Origin of the sequence: Streptomyces sp. NPDC047971, assembly GCF_040653355.1 — a bacterium.
Classification (GTDB): domain Bacteria; phylum Actinomycetota; class Actinomycetes; order Streptomycetales; family Streptomycetaceae; genus Streptomyces.
The window spans coordinates 231,679-246,818 of record NZ_JBEZNW010000008.1 but is presented as its reverse complement, the minus strand read 5'-3'; the positions used below and the strand labels follow the sequence as shown (position 1 = coordinate 246,818).

Sequence of the window (15,140 nt, the reverse complement as noted above, 5' to 3'; positions counted from 1 at the left end):
ACCGCGGCGGCGAACGGCGTGATCTTCGCCTCCGCCAGCGCGCGGACCGTCTCCCGGAGCATGTCGTGCTCCTCGGACGGGCGATACAGGTCGAAGTCCTTGCCCATGATGGTGAGCTCCCCTAAGGCGTGTGGCACTGAGTACCCTCAGCAAAACACACTCAGTGCCATGATGCCAGTGGCTCGGGTACGTGAGCGGGGTATGCCGCGCGCGGAGCGCGTCCGGGAACGGCGAGGACGGGCCCGTGGGCCCGGGGAGAGAGTGGCTTCGCGGCGGGGCGGAGCGCGTCACCGGGGGAGCGAGGACGCCTCACCGACCGCGACGATCAGTTCGAGCGGGAACTCCGGGTCGGCCTGGCCGATGGCCAGCGACAGCCACCGGTCGGCGCGGGGCAGGCGCCACAGGCGCATCGCGCCGGCCACGTTGCTCAGGTAGCCCAGCGGCTCGGGGACGATGCGTCCGGGGTCCGGGTCGTCGACACCGAGGTACGGCCACAGATCGACCGTAGCGGGGCTGCCCCAGCGTCCGGCCAGGACGTCGGTCAGCGCGGCGAGGTCGGCTTCGAGCTCCCGCTCCGCAGCCTCGACGGTCTCCTCGCTCCGGTCGTCCCAGAAGTCCTGACTCCGCCGCAGCACGGCCACGTGATGTCCGGGCCCGCTCCACCCGCCGTCGCCGATGTCGAGCCGGCCGTTCCGCTCAGGGAACGGCAGGGCGCTCACTTCGTCGACGATCGACAGCTGGGACGGCTGCGGGCTCGGCATGGACGCAGCCTAGGGCGTCAACGGCCGCGTGTGCTGCGGAAGGTACGGCGGTACGTGTCCGGCGGGACGCCGATCGTCCGGTTGAAATGGCGGCGCAGGGTCGTGGCCGTGCCCATGCCCGTCGCCTCCGCGATCGCGTCGACGCTGTCGCCCGTCGTCTCCAGCAGTTCCTGGGCGCGCCTGATCCGCTGGGTCAGGAGCCATTGGAGCGGAGTGGTGCCGGTCGCCGATCTGAAGTGGCGGCCCAGGTTGCGCGAGCTCATGTTCGCCCGGCGTGCCAGGTCCTCCACGGTCAGGGCCTGGTCGAGCCGTTCGGTCGCCCAGGGGAAGAGCTCGGCGAGGGGGTGGTCGTCCCGTGCGGGCACCGGCGCGGTGACGAACTGGGCCTGGCCGCCCGCCCGGTGAGGAGGCACGACCAGGCGGCGCGCGACCGTGTTCGCGACCGCCGACCCGTGGTCGAGGCGGACCAGGTGCAGGCACAGGTCCATCGCGGCGGCCTTGCCCGCGGAGGTCAGCACGCTGCCGTTGTCCACGTACAGCACGTCCGGATCCACCTGGACCAGGGGGTAGCGCGAGGCCAGGACGTCGGTGTGGGCCCAATGCGTGGTCGCCCGGCGGCCGTCCAGCAGGCCGGCGGCGGCCAGCACGAACGCGCCCGTGCACAGGGAGGCCACCCGCGAGCCCCGTTCGTGCGCCGTCCGCACGGCGTCGACCAGCTCGGCGGGCGGGGCCACGTCGACATCGGCCCACCCGGGCACGATGACCATGTCCGCGTGGGGGAGCCGGTCGAGCCCGCGGTCGGGCTCCATCCGGAACCCGCCGAACCGCACGGGCCCGGGCCCGCAGATCTCGACGCTGTACCAGGGGTCGGCGACATGGGACAGGTCGGCGCCGAACACCTCGTAGGCCACGGAGAGTTCGAAGTGCAGCATCCCTTCGGTGACGGCCAGCGCGACGGTACCCATGTCCGTAATTGTACGGGGCGTGTCGTTCCGGACACTCGTGCCGTACGGAACCCGTGGCGAGACTGTTCGCAGTCGAAGGATCGAGCGCGGGGAGAACGAGATGACGTCGGGTCACACGGTGACGGTGTTCGGCGCCTACGGGCACACCGGACGGTTCGTGGTGGCGGAGTTGGCGCGCCGGGGGTTCGTCCCGGTCCTGTCCGGTCGCGACGCGGCCAAGCTGCACGACCTGGCGGCCTCCTGGCCGGGAGCCGACGTCCGGCCCGCCTCGGTCGACGACCCCTCCGCACTCGACCGTGCCCTCCACGGCGCGGACGCGGTGATCAACTGCGCCGGACCCTTCGCCGCGACCGCCGCCCCGCTGATCGAGGCGGCCTTGCGCGCCGGGATCCCGTACGTGGACGTGGCCGCCGAGATCGAGGCCAATCTCGACACCTTCGCGCACTTCGCGGAGCGCGCGGCCGCCGCCGGTACGGTCGTGATCCCCGCGATGGCCTTCTTCGGCGGCCTCGGCGACCTGCTGGTCACCGCGGCGATGGGCGACTGGACGACGGCCGACGAGGCCCACGTGGCGTACGGGCTCAGCGGCTGGCACCCCACCGCCGGGACCCGCACCGCCGGCGCCGTGTCCCGGGAGCGCAGGGACGGTCGACGGGTCGTGTACCGCGGCGGACGCCTGGAGTACCGCGACGACGCTCCGCCGGCCGGGAAGTGGACCTTCCCCGAGCCGATGGGGGTCCGGTCCGTCATCGGGGAGTTCACCATGGCCGACGTCGTCACGGTCCCCAGTCACCTGGCCATCCCCGAGGTGCGCACCCATATGACGGTGGAGGCGGCCCGGGACCTGTCGGCCCCGGACACCCCGGCGCCGACCGCCGTCGACGAGCACGGCCGCTCCGACCAGACCTTCCTCGTCGACGTGCTCGTGCGCTCCGGCGGCGAGGAGCGCCGCGCGGTGGCCGGCGGCCAGGACATCTACGCCGTCAGTGCCCCGCTCGCGGTGGAAGCGGTCCACCGCGTCCTCGCCGGCCGGACCCGGACGGTCGGTGTCGCCTCCGCCGGAGCGGTCTTCGACGCCCCCGAGTTCCTCCGCGCCCTCTCCCCGTACCTCTCGTTCGCGCTGTCCTAGGGTCCGGCCCTCGCCGACCCTCCCTCCCGCCCCCGCCACCGCGTCATCGGTGGCGGGGGCGGGCGCGTTTCGGGGCAAGTCGGGGTGTCCCGGGGCGTATCACCGGGCGAGGAAGTTGAAGCCCGGAAGGTCTTGACGGTGACCTTTGGCGAAAACTACGTTCTGAGGCGCGGAAAACAACTTCCACTTTGTGGAAACGTCTAAAGCCTCCGCTCCAAGACCTCCACCGGTCGCCGGGCCCCGCCTGCGCTTCCTTCCCCCGAAGCGCGTCCCCCTGGGCCTCGTCGCGACCCCAAGCGAAGACGTGAGGGCCGTTCGATGACCGCTGTGGATGCCCGGCCGCCCGAGACGGCGCACGGAGCCGCCAGTTCCGTGCTGTACACCTACGACCTGGCCCCCACGAAGAGGGAGGGGCGCCGCTGGGGCGCCTACAACGTCTTCACGCTCTGGGCCAACGACGTGCACAGCCTCGGCAACTACGCCTTCGCCATCGGCCTCTTCGCCCTCGGGCTGAACGTCTGGGGCATCCTGGCGGCCTTCGCGCTCGCCTCGGTCCTGCTCTTCCTGCTGCTGACGCTCTCCGGGTTCATGGGCCACAAGACGGGCGTCCCCTTCCCCGTCATGAGCCGCATCGCGTTCGGCATCAAGGGGGCGAAGATCCCGGCCGCCGTCCGCGGCATCGTCGCCATCGCCTGGTTCGGCATCCAGACGTACCTCGCGTCGGCCGTCCTCAGTGCACTGCTCCTCGCCATGTTCCCCGGACTGAGCGCGCTGGACACGAACGCGATCCTCGGCCAGTCGACGCTCGACTGGATCACCTTCCTCGCCCTGTGGGTCCTCCAGCTCGTCATCGTGAGCTACGGGATGCAGATGATCCGCCGGTACATGGCCTTCGCGGCGCCCACCACCCTGATCACCATGTGCGCCCTCGCGGTCTGGATGTTCGTGCGCGCCGACGCCTCCCTCTCGCTGTCCATCGACGAACCGCTCATCGGCGGGGAGATGTGGCTGCAGATCCTCCAGGCCGCCGCGTTGTGGGTGGTGATCTACGGGACGTTCGTCCTGAACTTCTGCGACTTCACCCGATCCGCCAAGAGCCGGGGCGCGATCGTCCGCGGAAACGTGATCGGCATCCCGCTGAACATGCTGTTCTTCGCCGTCATCGTGGTGGTCCTCAGCGGGGCCCAGTTCAAGCTCGACGGACACGTCATCACCAGCCCGACGGACATCGTCCGCACCATCCCCGACATGGCGCTCCTGGCGACGGCCTCGCTCGCCCTCATCGCCCTGACGGTCGCGGTGAACCTGCTGGCCAACTTCGTCGCGCCGATCTACGCCCTCATCGACCTCTTCCCGCGACGGCTGAACTTCCGCCGCGCCGGCGTGGTCAGCGCGGTCATCGGCCTGGTGATCCTGCCCTGGAACCTCTACGACAGCCCGATCGTCGTGAACTACTTCCTCGGCGGGCTCGGAGCACTGCTCGGCCCCCTCTTCGGCGTGATCATGGCCGACTACTGGCTGCTGCGGAAGTCCCGGGTCAACGTGCCCGACCTGTACACCGAGGACCCGCGAGGCGAGTACCACTACCGCCGCGGCTTCAACCCCAGGGCCGTCGCGGCCTTCGTCCCCAGCGCCGCCGTCGCCGTCGTCGTCGCCCTGGTGCCCCTCTTCCACGCCGTGGCCGGATTCTCCTGGTTCGTGGGCGCCCTCCTCGGCGCCGTGCTGTACGCGGTCATCGCGGACCGCACCACGCAGATCCGGGACGTGGACGGCGAGTCCCTCGCCGTCGCCGCCGAATGAACCACCCAGCGGAAGGCCGAACCATGCGCATCCTCGTCGTCAACGTCAACACCACGCAGTCGATCACCGACGCCATCGGCAAGCAGGCCGCCGCCGCGGCCTCACCCGGCACCGAGATCGTCCCGCTGACCCCCGCCTTCGGAGCGGAGTCCGTCGAGGGCAATTACGAGAGCTATCTGGCCGCCATCGCCGTGATGGAAGCCGTACGCGCCTATCCGCGGCCGTTCGACGCCGTGATCCAGGCCGGCTACGGCGAGCACGGCAGGGAAGGGCTGCAGGAACTCCTCGACGTCCCCGTCGTCGACATCACCGAGGCCGCCGCCAGCACCGCCCAGTTCCTCGGCCGCAGCTACTCCGTCGTCACCACCCTCGACCGGACGGTCCCCTTGATCGAGGAGCGACTCCACGCCGCCGGCCTGAGCGCCCGCTGCGCCTCCGTGCGTGCCAGCGGGCTCGCCGTGCTCGACCTGGAACGGGACGAGAGCGCGGCGGTGGACGCCATCGTCGAACAGGCCGCCCGGGCGGTCGAGGACGACCGGGCCGAAGTGATCTGCCTGGGATGCGGAGGCATGGCCGGTCTCTCCGAACGCGTCGTCGCACGCACCGGGGTCCCCGTCGTCGACGGCGTGAGCGCCGCGGTGGTCATCGCCGAGTCGCTGGTACGCCTCGGCCTGACCACCTCGAAGGTGCGGACCTACGCGGCGCCGCGCCCCAAGCGGATCGTCAACTGGCCCCCGCGGGCGAGCTGATACCGCCGCGCCCTGCGAGGGCGGCACGAAGACAGGCAGAACCCGTGGAAGAGGAGGGGCATCCGTTGCCCGACGTAGAGCTCGTATTGCGTTCCACCCGCGTCATCACCCCCGAGGGGACGGGGCCCGCGTCGATCGCCGTCTCCGGCGGGGTCATCGCCGCCGTGCTGCCGTACGACGCCGAGGTCCCGGAGGGCGCTCGGCTGGAGGATGTCGGTGACGACGTCGTCCTGCCCGGGCTCGTCGACACCCACGTGCATGTGAACGACCCCGGCCGCACCGAGTGGGAGGGCTTCTGGACGGCGACGCGGGCGGCCGCGGCCGGTGGCATCACCACCCTGCTCGACATGCCGCTCAACTCGCTTCCGCCGACGACGACGGTGGAGCACCTCCGGATCAAGCAGGACGTCGCCCGCACCAAGGCGCACATCGATGTCGGTTTCTGGGGCGGTGCGCTGCCGGACAACGTCAAGGACCTGCGGCCGCTGTTCGACGCCGGTGTCTTCGGCTTCAAGTGCTTCCTGTCGCCGTCGGGCGTCGACGAGTTCCCGCAGCTCGACCAGGAGCAGCTGGCGACCTCGCTCGCCGAGATCGCCGGCTTCGACGGGCTGATGATCGTGCACGCCGAGGATCCGCATCATCTGGCGGCGGCGCCGCAGAAGGCGGGCGGGAAGTATGCCGACTTCCTCGCGTCCCGGCCCCGTGACGCCGAGAACACGGCGATCGAGAACCTGATCAATCAGGCGCGGCGCCTCAACGCGCGTGTGCACGTCCTGCATCTGTCCTCGTCGGACGCGCTGCCGTTGATCGCCGCCGCCAGGGCCGAGGGCGTCAACATCACGGTCGAGTCGTGTCCGCACTTCCTCACGCTCACCGCCGAGGAGGTCCCGGACGGGGCGACGGAGTTCAAGTGCTGTCCGCCGATTCGGGAGGCTTCCAACCAGGACGCGCTCTGGGCGGGGTTGGCGGACGGGACGATCGACTGCGTCGTCTCCGACCACTCGCCCTCCACGGCCGATCTGAAGACCCCCGACTTCGCCTCCGCCTGGGGCGGCATCTCCTCGCTTCAGCTCGGTCTGCCGGCGATCTGGACGGAGGCTCGCCGCCGTGGCCACAGTCTGGAGGACGTCGTCCGCTGGATGTCCGCGGGGCCGGCTCGTCTCGCCGGACTGGAGCGGAAGGGCGCGATCGAGGCCGGCCGGGACGCCGACTTCGCCGTCATCGACCCGGACGCGACCTTCACCGTCGACCCGGCCGAACTCCAGCACCGCAACCGCGTCACCGCCTACGCGGGCAAGACCCTGCACGGCGTGGTCAGGTCGACCTGGCTGCGCGGCGAGTGCATCAACACCGACGGCAGCCTCGCCGAGCCGGCCGGGCGGCTCCTCTCCAGGAACGGCTGACACGGACGCCGCCCGGGGCCGGGTCCGTCATCGACCTGAGTCGATCGACGGACCCGGCCCCGGGCGGCGCGCCTCAGGCGGGCGTCAGGAGCTCGTGAGGACGACGAGCCGCTGCGTCGCGCGCGTCATGGCGACGTACCGGTCGACCGCTCCCTCCACGCCCGTACCGAAATCCTGCGGGTCGACGAGGACGACCAGGTCGAACTCGAGCCCCTTCGACAGCGCCGGAGTCAGCGACTGGACCCGGGACGTCGCCTCGAACGTCGGGTCGCCGATGACGCAGGCCACTCCGTCGTCATGCGCGGCGAGCCAGCCTTCGAGGACCGCGTCCCGCTCCGCCACGGAACCGTGGACGACGGGGATGCCGCTGCTGCGGATCGAACTCGGGACGTTGGCGTCCGGGAGCGCGGCCCGGATCACCGGCTCGGCCTCCGCCATCACCTCTGTCGGCGTACGGTAGTTGACGCTCAGCGACGCCATCTCGACGCGGTCGAGCCCGACGCGTTCGAGCCGCTCCCGCCACGACTCCGTGAAGCCGTGCCTGGTCTGGGCGCGGTCCCCGACGATCGTGAAGCTGCGGGACGGGCAGCGCAGCAGCAGCATCTGCCACTCCGCGTCGGTCAGTTCCTGCGCCTCGTCCACCACGATGTGCGCGAACGGGCCGGCGAGCAGGTCCCGCTGCGCCCCGGGCAGCGCGGTCTCGTCGACCAGGCTGTCCTGCAGGTCCCGCCCGCGCAGCATCGTCACGGCACCCTCGCCGTCGGCGTCCGCCGCGACGATGTCGTCGATGACACCCGCCATGCGCTCGCGTTCGGCGGCGGCAGCGGCTTCGTGCCGGCGCTTGCGCCGTGACGCCTCCGGGTCGCCGAGCCGCTGCCGGGCCGCGTCCAGGAGCGGCAGGTCGGACACGGTCCAGTCCTGCGGCGCGTCCTTGCGCTGCAGCAGGCGGACTTCGTCGCGGCTGAGCCAGGGCGCGCACATCCGCAGGTAGGCGGGTACGGACCACAGGTCCCCGACCAGGTCGGCCGCTTCGAGCAGCGGCCACGCGCCGTTGAGGGTGTCGACCAGCTCCCTGTCCTGGAGCAGCGACTTCCGGAACGCCTCGGGCGGTACGTCGCCGTCGAACTTGTCCCTCAGGATCGCGACCAGCTCGTCCCAGATCTGGTCGCGCGCCTCGTTGTGCGGCGTACCGGGTCCCGGCGCCGCGAACGCCTCGGCCCACTCGTCGGCGCTCAGCCAGAGGTCGGACCAGGAGGTCGTGACCGTCATGCCCCGGGCGGGCGGCTCCTCGTAGAACGCGACCGCCTTCTCGATCGCCCTCACCATGTCCGCGGACGACTTCAGACGCGCCACGTCCGGGTCGGTCTCGCTCCCCGCCCCGGCCCCCTCCTCGACGAGGTCCCGCAGCGTGCAGGTCTGGACGCCCTCCTCCCCGAGGCTGGGGAGGACGTCGGAGACGTAGGAGAGATAGGGCCGGTGCGGACCGACGAACAGCACCCCGCCGCGGCGGTGCCCGAGCCGGGGGTCGGAGTAGAGGAGGTACGCGGTGCGGTGCAGCGCCACGACCGTCTTGCCCGTGCCGGGACCGCCGTCGACCACCAGCGCACCGCGCGAACTCGCCCGGACGATGGCGTCCTGGTCGGACTGGATGGTGGCGAGCACGTCACGCATCCGGGGCGAGCGGTTCACGCCCAGGCCGGCGATGAAGGCGGACTGGTCGTCGAGGGCGGCGCGACCTTCGAGCCCGTCGGAGGTGAACACCTCGTCCCAGTAGTCGCTGATCCTTCCGCGGGTCCAGCGGTACCTGCGACGGCTCGCCAGCCCCATCGGATCGGCGTGGGTCGCGGCGAAGAACGGCTCGGCGGCGGGGGAGCGCCAGTCGAGCAGCAGCCGCCGCCCGGAGCTGTCGGTGAGGCCCAGCCGTCCGATGTACACGGTCTCGCCGCCGTCCGCGCCGACGATGTGGCCGAGGCACAGGTCGAGACCGAAGCGGCGCAGGGCGCGCAGCCGACCGGTCAGCCGGTGGATCTCCGCGTCCCGTTCCATCGCCTCCCGGCCGGCGCCCCCCGGCGCCCTGCGCGCCGCGTCGAGGCGGTCGGACAGCTCGGCGATCGACTCCGCGAGGCTCTCGGCGATGGCCGCGAAGTGCCGCTCGTCACCGGCGATCAGCGACGGGTCGGCCTTGGGGGAAAGTCGGTCCGGAAGGTCGAAGGCACTGGTGGTCAGAGGGTTCAGCGCATGCAAGAGGTGGGTCTCCCGTGTCCGCGGCGGCAGGCTTAGGCCAGCGATTTTGCGGCACGAAGGGGGCCTTGCGGCAAGGCCCCCCATGCGCTATATCTTGAACATGGCGAGAGGTGGGTGTTCCCCTCTCGCGTTTTTTGTTCCGTCAGCTCCGCTGGGAGCACGGCATGGTCACGCGGCGGGCTTGCCCGGCTGGTCGTGGGTCGAGCAGTGGATGCCGCCGCCGCCCGAGGCGATCGTGTCGATCTGGACCATGACGACGTCCCGCTTCGGGAAGTGCTCCCGGAGGATCGCCCTGGCCCGGTCGTCCGCCTTCCGGTCCCCGAACTTGGGCATGAAGACCGAATCGTTGGCGACGTAGAAGTTGGCGTACGTCGACACGAAGTCGTCGCCCTCGCCCGTGATCCTGTCGAGGTCGGGCTGCGGCAGGTCGATGATCTCGAAGCGTCGGCCGCGTGCGTCGGTCGCCCTGCTCAGCACGGCGCGGGCCTGGTCGGCCGAGCGCGACCAGGAGTCCGGGGGAGTGCCGGGGAACGCCTGGTCCAGCAGGACCACGCCGGGAGCGGTGAACCGTACGAGGCTGTCCACGTGCGCGTCGGTGATGTCCTCGCCGCGGACTCCCGCCAGCCACACCACCTTCTCCACGCCGAGCGTCTCGATCAGCTCGTCCTCGATCTGGTCCCTGCTCTTCCCGCGATTGCGGTTGTCGTTGACGATCGAGCTCTCGGTGATGAGGAGGGTGCCCTCGCCGTCGGTCTCGAAGGAGCCGCCCTCGGCGACGAGCGGTGCCTCCTCGCGCGGGATGCCGTACCGGGCGAGGAGCTTGCGGCCGACCTCGGCGTCGTTGGTGTGCTCCTGCTTGTCGCCCCAGCCGTTGAAGTTGAAGTCGACTCCGACGACCTTGCCGTCGTCCTCCACGAAGACGGGGACGGTGTCGCGGGCCCACAGGTCGTCGACCGGGAGCGGGATGACCTCGACCTGCGAACCGCAGGCCCGCTGGGCCGCCGACACCTGCTCGGGGCGGGCCATCATGACGACCGCCTCGTACTCCCCGATCGCGCGGGCGATGCGGGCGATGTCCTCCCGTACGTAGGGCAGGTCGTCCTCCCAGACCCCCTCGGCGAGGGCCGGCCACGACATGAACGTGCGCGTGTGGCTCTCCCACTCGGCGCCGAAGCGGCGCTCGGCACCGGCGGCCGGCGTCCGGCCGGGTGCGGTCGTCGTGCCGCCCTGCACGGGCGCCTCGGGGCCGCAGCCGGCGGCGCCGAAGCCGAGGGCGCCGCCGATCACGGCGAGGGTGCGCAGGGCCGTCCGGCGGGAGGGGGGAAGGTAGGACACGGTGTGCTCCGATCGTGGGCTGGCGAGGTTAACCGGCGGCGGCGGGCGGATCGCGGTGACGCGCGCGGCGGCGGGAGTCGCGGGCCTGGGCTTCACGCGTCCGGAGGCCGGAAGGGACGGCTGCTCGGAGCGTGAGTGGGGGTGGCCGTGCACCTCACTGTGTCACTGACTGGATTTTCAGTCAAACGGATGCCCAGGGTGCGGCGCCTCCGCACCCACTCAGCGGACCCGTCCCACGGGGCACCGCTCCGGCAGCCCCACGCCCCGCCCCAGCCCCTCGACCTCCGCGGTGACGGCTCCCCGCATCAGCTCGCGGGCGTGCCCGGTCGGCAGTACACCGATGAGCCACCGGGTGCTCAGCCCCTCCAGGAGGACGACGAGCCGCTCCGCCGCGGACACCAGGGCCGCGTCGGGAGCCGACGGGTCGACCCGGCCGAGCAGGTCCGCGATCTCGCGCACCCACTCGCCGCCCGCCTGCCGCAGCTCCTCGCGCAGCTCCGGCTCGAAGACCGCGCTGGCGCGCAGCTCGCCCCAGGCCGTGCTGTTCTCGCGGACTCCGGGGACGTCCTGCAGTTCGAGCAGCAGCCGGCGCTCCAGCTCCCGCAGGGAGTCCTCGGGTTCGCCTCTCCCGGGTGGGCGACCGCGGGTGTACCGGTCCGCGCGCTCCCCGATGAACCGCAGCGTGTGGCGCAGCAGACCGGCGCGGTCGCCGAAGTGGTAGTAGACGAGGGCCTTGGACACCCGGGCCTCGGCGGCCAGCTCCTCCACCCTGAGCCCGCGCACCCCTCGGCGTGCGATCACCCGGGCCGCGGCCTCCAGGATCGCCCTTCTTCGCTCGTTCACCCTCTGTCCCCTCTCCTCGGCGGCCCGACCGGAGACGGGCCATGTTGACTGAAACTTTAGTCAAAGGCACGATCGTGGGCGGGGCACACCGCGCACCCCGTGCCGCCGTTCCGCACCGCAGTCCGGCGCTGCCTCCCCGTACCGCCGAAAGAGCCGCCCATGTCCTCCACCCAGCCTCCCGGGGTACAGCCGCTCCACCCTCCGCTCTCGCTCGACGACCCCCGCGAGATCGGCGGCTACCGGATCCACGCCCGGCTCGGCTCCGGAGGGATGGGTGTCGTCTATCTCGCCCACACCCCGGCCGGACGGCCCGTCGCCGTGAAGGCGGTCCGGGAGGAGTTCGCCGCCGACCCCGAGTTCCGGCGGAGGTTCGCCCAGGAGGTCGCGAGCGCCCGCCGGATCCACGGACTGTTCACCGCGCAGGTGGTCGACGCGGGCGTCGACGCCGCCGTCCCCTGGCTCGCCACCGCCTATGTGCCCGGCCCGTCGCTGCAGCAGCTGGTCGAGCGCCACGGCCCGCTCCCCGCGCGCACGGTGCTGCTCCTCGTCGCCGGGATCGCGGAGGCCCTTCAGGCCATCCATGGGGCGGGCGTGGTCCACCGGGACCTCAAGCCCGCCAACGTCCTCGTCGCCGAGGACGGCCCCCGCGTCATCGACTTCGGCATCGCGCGCGCCGCCGACGCCACCGGACTCACCGGCACCGGCCTGCGGATCGGCACCGCCGCCTACATGGCGCCCGAGCAGGCGCTCGGGCAGGCGGTGACGCCGGCCACCGACGTCTTCGCACTCGGCGCGCTCGCCGCCTACGCGGCCGGTGGCTCCCTGCCGTTCGGGCCGGGGCCCGAGTCGGCCGCGCTGTACCGCGTGGTCCACGAGCCGGCCGACCTCTCCCGCGTACCGGCGGAGCTGCGCGAGCTGCTCGGGAGGTGCCTGGCCAAGTCGCCGGGCGAACGGCCCGGCCCGGGCATGCTGATCGACGCCGTGCGCGCGCACCCGGCCGTGGGTCCCTCACCGGAGTTCGGCGAGGGATGGCTGCCCGGGGCGGCCGGACGGGAGATCGCACGGCGGGCGCAGGGCCCCTCGGCCCCGGTGCCCACCCTGCTCGACGGAACGTCCCCGCACGACCGGCCCACCCGCGCCGCCGCACGGCCGGTGCCGGGGCCGACGGCGACGGACGACGGCACCCACGGCCGGGCGCCCGGCCGACCTGAGCGCCGGCGGAGCCGGAGCGGGCGCGGTCGTACGGCGGTGGCGGCGGCGGCCGTCGGCGCGGCGCTCGTGGCGGCCGCCGGCGCCGTGTACTACCTGACCGGCCCCGAAGAGGCCGGCGCGGACGTCGCGTACACGCCGGGCTACGCGGACGTCGAGCTGACCGCCCCCGACGACGGCTACGAATTCGACCTGGCCGCCGGAAAGGTGACGCCCGCCGAGACCGCCGACTGGTACCTGGCCCGTGCCAAGGGCGGCTTCGCGGTGCCGGGGAACGCCGACGCCTTCGTCGCGTCCGGCTACGGACTCGGCCCCGCCGACTGCGAGCGGGGGCTGGACACGGAACCGGTCGCGAGCCTGCCGTTCGACGACCTGGCCGACGAACGGCCGTTCTGTGTGCGCAGCGCCGACGGCACCCGGCTCGTCGTGGCGCGGCTGATCGACGCGTCCTCCGGCGACGGTCCGGTCACCGTCGTGCTGAGCCAGTACCGCAGGAGCGGCTGAGTGGCCGAGCGGGTACGGGGAGGGGGCCGCGCCGCCGGGCGGGTACCGCCGTGCGACCGCGGCGGTCACGCCCTCCTGCCGTCCGGATAGGGTTCGTGACATGGCGTCTCGCAGTACTCAGATCCTGGAAGCGGCCGCCCGGGTGATCGCCCGGCGCGGGGTCCGCGGGCTCCGTGTGGAAGAACTGGCCGAAGAGGCCGGGGTGTCCACCGGCCTGATCTATTACCACTTCAAGGACCGCACCGGAATCCTGCGCCACACGCTGGAGTTCATCAACGACCGCGCCGAGCGGTACACCACCGCACAGGGTCCGGACGAGGAGCCCTTGAGCCCCCGCGAGGAGCTCGACCAGGTGCTGCTCCTGGAGCTCCAGGACACTCCCGAGGTCCGGGAGAACAGCACGGCGTGGGGCGAGCTGCGGGCGAGCGCCGTCTTCGACCCCGTCCTGCGCGAGGACCTCGCCCGCGCGACCCTGGTGTGGGTGCAGGAGGTGGCCGCGCTCCTGGGGCAGGTCCGGCCCATGACGCCGGCGGCCAGGCTCGCCTCCGCCGCGGAGCGGCTGACCGCCCTGCTCGAAGGTCTCAGCATGCGCTGGCTGAGCGGTGGCCTCGCGATCGACCACGCGCGCGCCCTCATGCGGGAGGCCGTCGAGGTGGAGCTGACCGGCCTGCGGCAGCCGTAGGACCCGAGGCGCGGCCTCCGGACCCACGGCTGCACGGTCTCCGCCGGGCGATCCACGGTCTCCGGCGGGCGTCCGCCGAGGCGTCGTGACCCGGTGGAAGGGGACCGAGCGGCCGGTTCTCCCCCGGTGACCGGCCGATTGTTCACCCATGCTTCATCTCTTGACTGAATTTTCAGTCAGTGCCACAGTGTGCCCATCGCCCCGCCGCTCCACCTCCGCATCGGGTCCTCCGGGGCGACGGCCGGAGCGGTCTCGTGACGCCCCTACCGGCGGAGGTGTCTCCATGGATGCCCCCTCGGGCGTCCGTGGTGCCGAACGTCTCCCCCTGGCCCCTCCCGTCGGCTTCTCTCGCCCCAGGTCTTGACTGAAAATTCAGTTAGAGCCACCCTTTCCTCCAACGACCGAAAAGAGACCCCTGATGACCGCATTCCGTATGCCCGCCGAGTGGTCCGCACACGAGGGCTGTCTGATGGCCTGGCCCACCCGCGTGGATCTGTGGGACGGCGTCCTCGACGCCGTGAAGCGGGAGTACGCGGACGTCGCCCGTACCGTCGCGCGCTTCGAACCCGTCACCATGGTCGCCCCGCCCGGCTTCGGCGACGACGCCCGCGCCCACTGCGGCGACACCGTCTCCGTGGTGGAGCTGCCCCTCGACGACTCCTGGTTCCGCGACTCCGCCCCGCTCTTCGTCCTGGACGGCGACGGACGCCGTGCCGGAGTGGACTTCCGCTTCAACGCCTGGGGCCGCAAGCACCACCCGTACGACTCCGACGACCGGATCAGCGCCCTGCTCCTGGAGCACCTCGGCGTCGACCGCATCGCCTCCGACATGATCCTGGAGGGCGGGGCGATCACGGTCGACGGCGAGGGCACCCTCATCACCACCGAGCAGTGCCTGCTGCACCCCAACCGCAACCCGGAACTGACCCGCGAACAGATCGAGGCCGAGCTGAAGGCCCGGCTCGGTGTCGAGAAGGTGATCTGGCTCCCGTACGGCGGTCTGCTCGACACCGAGACCGACGGTCACGTCGACGGCGTCTGCGCCTTCGCCGCCCCCGGGAAGGTCGTCGTCTCCCTGCCCGAGGACCCCGAGCACCCGGACTACGCGCGGATGCGGGCCAACCGTGCCGTCCTCGAGGCCACCACCGACGCCCGCGGCCGCGCCCTGGAGATCGTCGACATCCCCCAGACCGTGTTCACCGAGGTCGCCGGCGGCCGCGTCGAGGTCTCGTACCTGAACTACTACGTCGCCAACGGCGGTGTCGTCGTCCCGGTCGCCGGAGGCCCCCAGGACATGGCCGCCCTGGAGCTGATCGCCGGGGCCTACCCGGACCGCAAGGTCGTCGGCGTACCGGCGCCGGTGATCGCGTACGGCGGCGGCGGTGTCCACTGCATCACCCAGCAGATCCCGGCGGCCGCCCGGCCCGACGCGTAACCCCGAACCCCTCGGCGCCCGACTCCACGGGAACCCTCGGCAATCCCTCCCCTCGCCGTACCGAAGGCGATCCCTCCCCTC

The 15,140-nt window shown here is 72.1% G+C and carries 12 protein-coding genes; 7 read left to right on the top strand and 5 right to left on the bottom strand.

What is annotated here, in order from left to right:
• Nucleotides 1–287: 287 nt before the first annotated feature.
• Nucleotides 288–761: a hypothetical protein gene (locus AB0D99_RS11520; RefSeq protein WP_362359099.1), complete on the bottom strand. Its 474-nt coding sequence runs from the start codon at nucleotides 759–761 to the stop codon at nucleotides 288–290.
• 17 nt (nucleotides 762–778) lie between these two features.
• The gene (locus tag AB0D99_RS11515; protein WP_362359097.1) at nucleotides 779–1,726 is read right to left on the bottom strand and encodes a helix-turn-helix domain-containing protein; all 948 of its coding nucleotides are present in this window, start codon (nucleotides 1,724–1,726) and stop codon (nucleotides 779–781) included.
• Nucleotides 1,727–1,826: 100 nt separating this feature from the next.
• Here AB0D99_RS11515 and AB0D99_RS11510 point away from each other — a divergent pair, with 100 nt between their 5' ends.
• The 4 genes from AB0D99_RS11510 (at nucleotide 1,827) to allB (ending at nucleotide 6,807) form a co-directional block, all read left to right on the top strand.
• Nucleotides 1,827–2,855: a saccharopine dehydrogenase NADP-binding domain-containing protein gene (locus AB0D99_RS11510; RefSeq protein WP_362359095.1), complete on the top strand. Its 1,029-nt coding sequence runs from the start codon at nucleotides 1,827–1,829 to the stop codon at nucleotides 2,853–2,855.
• A gap of 318 nt (nucleotides 2,856–3,173) precedes the next feature.
• Nucleotides 3,174–4,655 carry an NCS1 family nucleobase:cation symporter-1 gene (locus AB0D99_RS11505; protein ID WP_362359093.1) on the top strand — a complete coding sequence of 494 codons (1,482 nt, stop codon included), beginning with the start codon at nucleotides 3,174–3,176 and terminating at the stop codon, nucleotides 4,653–4,655.
• 23 nt (nucleotides 4,656–4,678) lie between these two features.
• Nucleotides 4,679–5,404 carry an aspartate/glutamate racemase family protein gene (locus AB0D99_RS11500; RefSeq protein ID WP_362359091.1) on the top strand — a complete coding sequence of 242 codons (726 nt, stop codon included), beginning with the start codon at nucleotides 4,679–4,681 and terminating at the stop codon, nucleotides 5,402–5,404.
• Nucleotides 5,405–5,469: 65 nt separating this feature from the next.
• The gene (gene allB, locus AB0D99_RS11495) at nucleotides 5,470–6,807 is read left to right on the top strand and encodes an allantoinase AllB (RefSeq protein WP_362359089.1); all 1,338 of its coding nucleotides are present in this window, start codon (nucleotides 5,470–5,472) and stop codon (nucleotides 6,805–6,807) included.
• Between the two features lie 84 nt (nucleotides 6,808–6,891).
• On the opposite strand, the gene helR is transcribed toward allB, so the two are convergent.
• The 3 genes from helR to AB0D99_RS11480 all read right to left on the bottom strand — a co-directional run bounded on the left by helR (nucleotide 6,892) and on the right by AB0D99_RS11480 (nucleotide 11,229).
• Nucleotides 6,892–9,042, bottom strand: coding sequence for an RNA polymerase recycling motor ATPase HelR (gene helR, locus AB0D99_RS11490; protein ID WP_362359117.1), 2,151 nt, complete (start codon nucleotides 9,040–9,042; stop codon nucleotides 6,892–6,894).
• Between the two features lie 177 nt (nucleotides 9,043–9,219).
• Entirely contained in the window at nucleotides 9,220–10,386 is a 1,167-nt protein-coding gene (locus AB0D99_RS11485) for an agmatine deiminase family protein (RefSeq protein ID WP_362359087.1), read from the bottom strand.
• Nucleotides 10,387–10,605: 219 nt separating this feature from the next.
• Nucleotides 10,606–11,229 carry a TetR/AcrR family transcriptional regulator gene (locus AB0D99_RS11480; RefSeq protein ID WP_362359085.1) on the bottom strand — a complete coding sequence of 208 codons (624 nt, stop codon included), beginning with the start codon at nucleotides 11,227–11,229 and terminating at the stop codon, nucleotides 10,606–10,608.
• A 159-nt stretch (nucleotides 11,230–11,388) separates the two neighbouring features.
• Between AB0D99_RS11480 and AB0D99_RS11475 the strand changes: the two genes are divergently transcribed.
• From AB0D99_RS11475 to AB0D99_RS11465, 3 genes are all read left to right on the top strand, one after another.
• Nucleotides 11,389–12,942, top strand: coding sequence for a serine/threonine-protein kinase (locus AB0D99_RS11475; RefSeq protein ID WP_362359083.1), 1,554 nt, complete (start codon nucleotides 11,389–11,391; stop codon nucleotides 12,940–12,942).
• Between the two features lie 100 nt (nucleotides 12,943–13,042).
• Nucleotides 13,043–13,624: a TetR/AcrR family transcriptional regulator gene (locus AB0D99_RS11470; protein ID WP_362359081.1), complete on the top strand. Its 582-nt coding sequence runs from the start codon at nucleotides 13,043–13,045 to the stop codon at nucleotides 13,622–13,624.
• A 418-nt stretch (nucleotides 13,625–14,042) separates the two neighbouring features.
• The gene (locus AB0D99_RS11465; protein WP_362359079.1) at nucleotides 14,043–15,059 is read left to right on the top strand and encodes an agmatine deiminase family protein; all 1,017 of its coding nucleotides are present in this window, start codon (nucleotides 14,043–14,045) and stop codon (nucleotides 15,057–15,059) included.
• Nucleotides 15,060–15,140 lie beyond the last annotated feature (81 nt).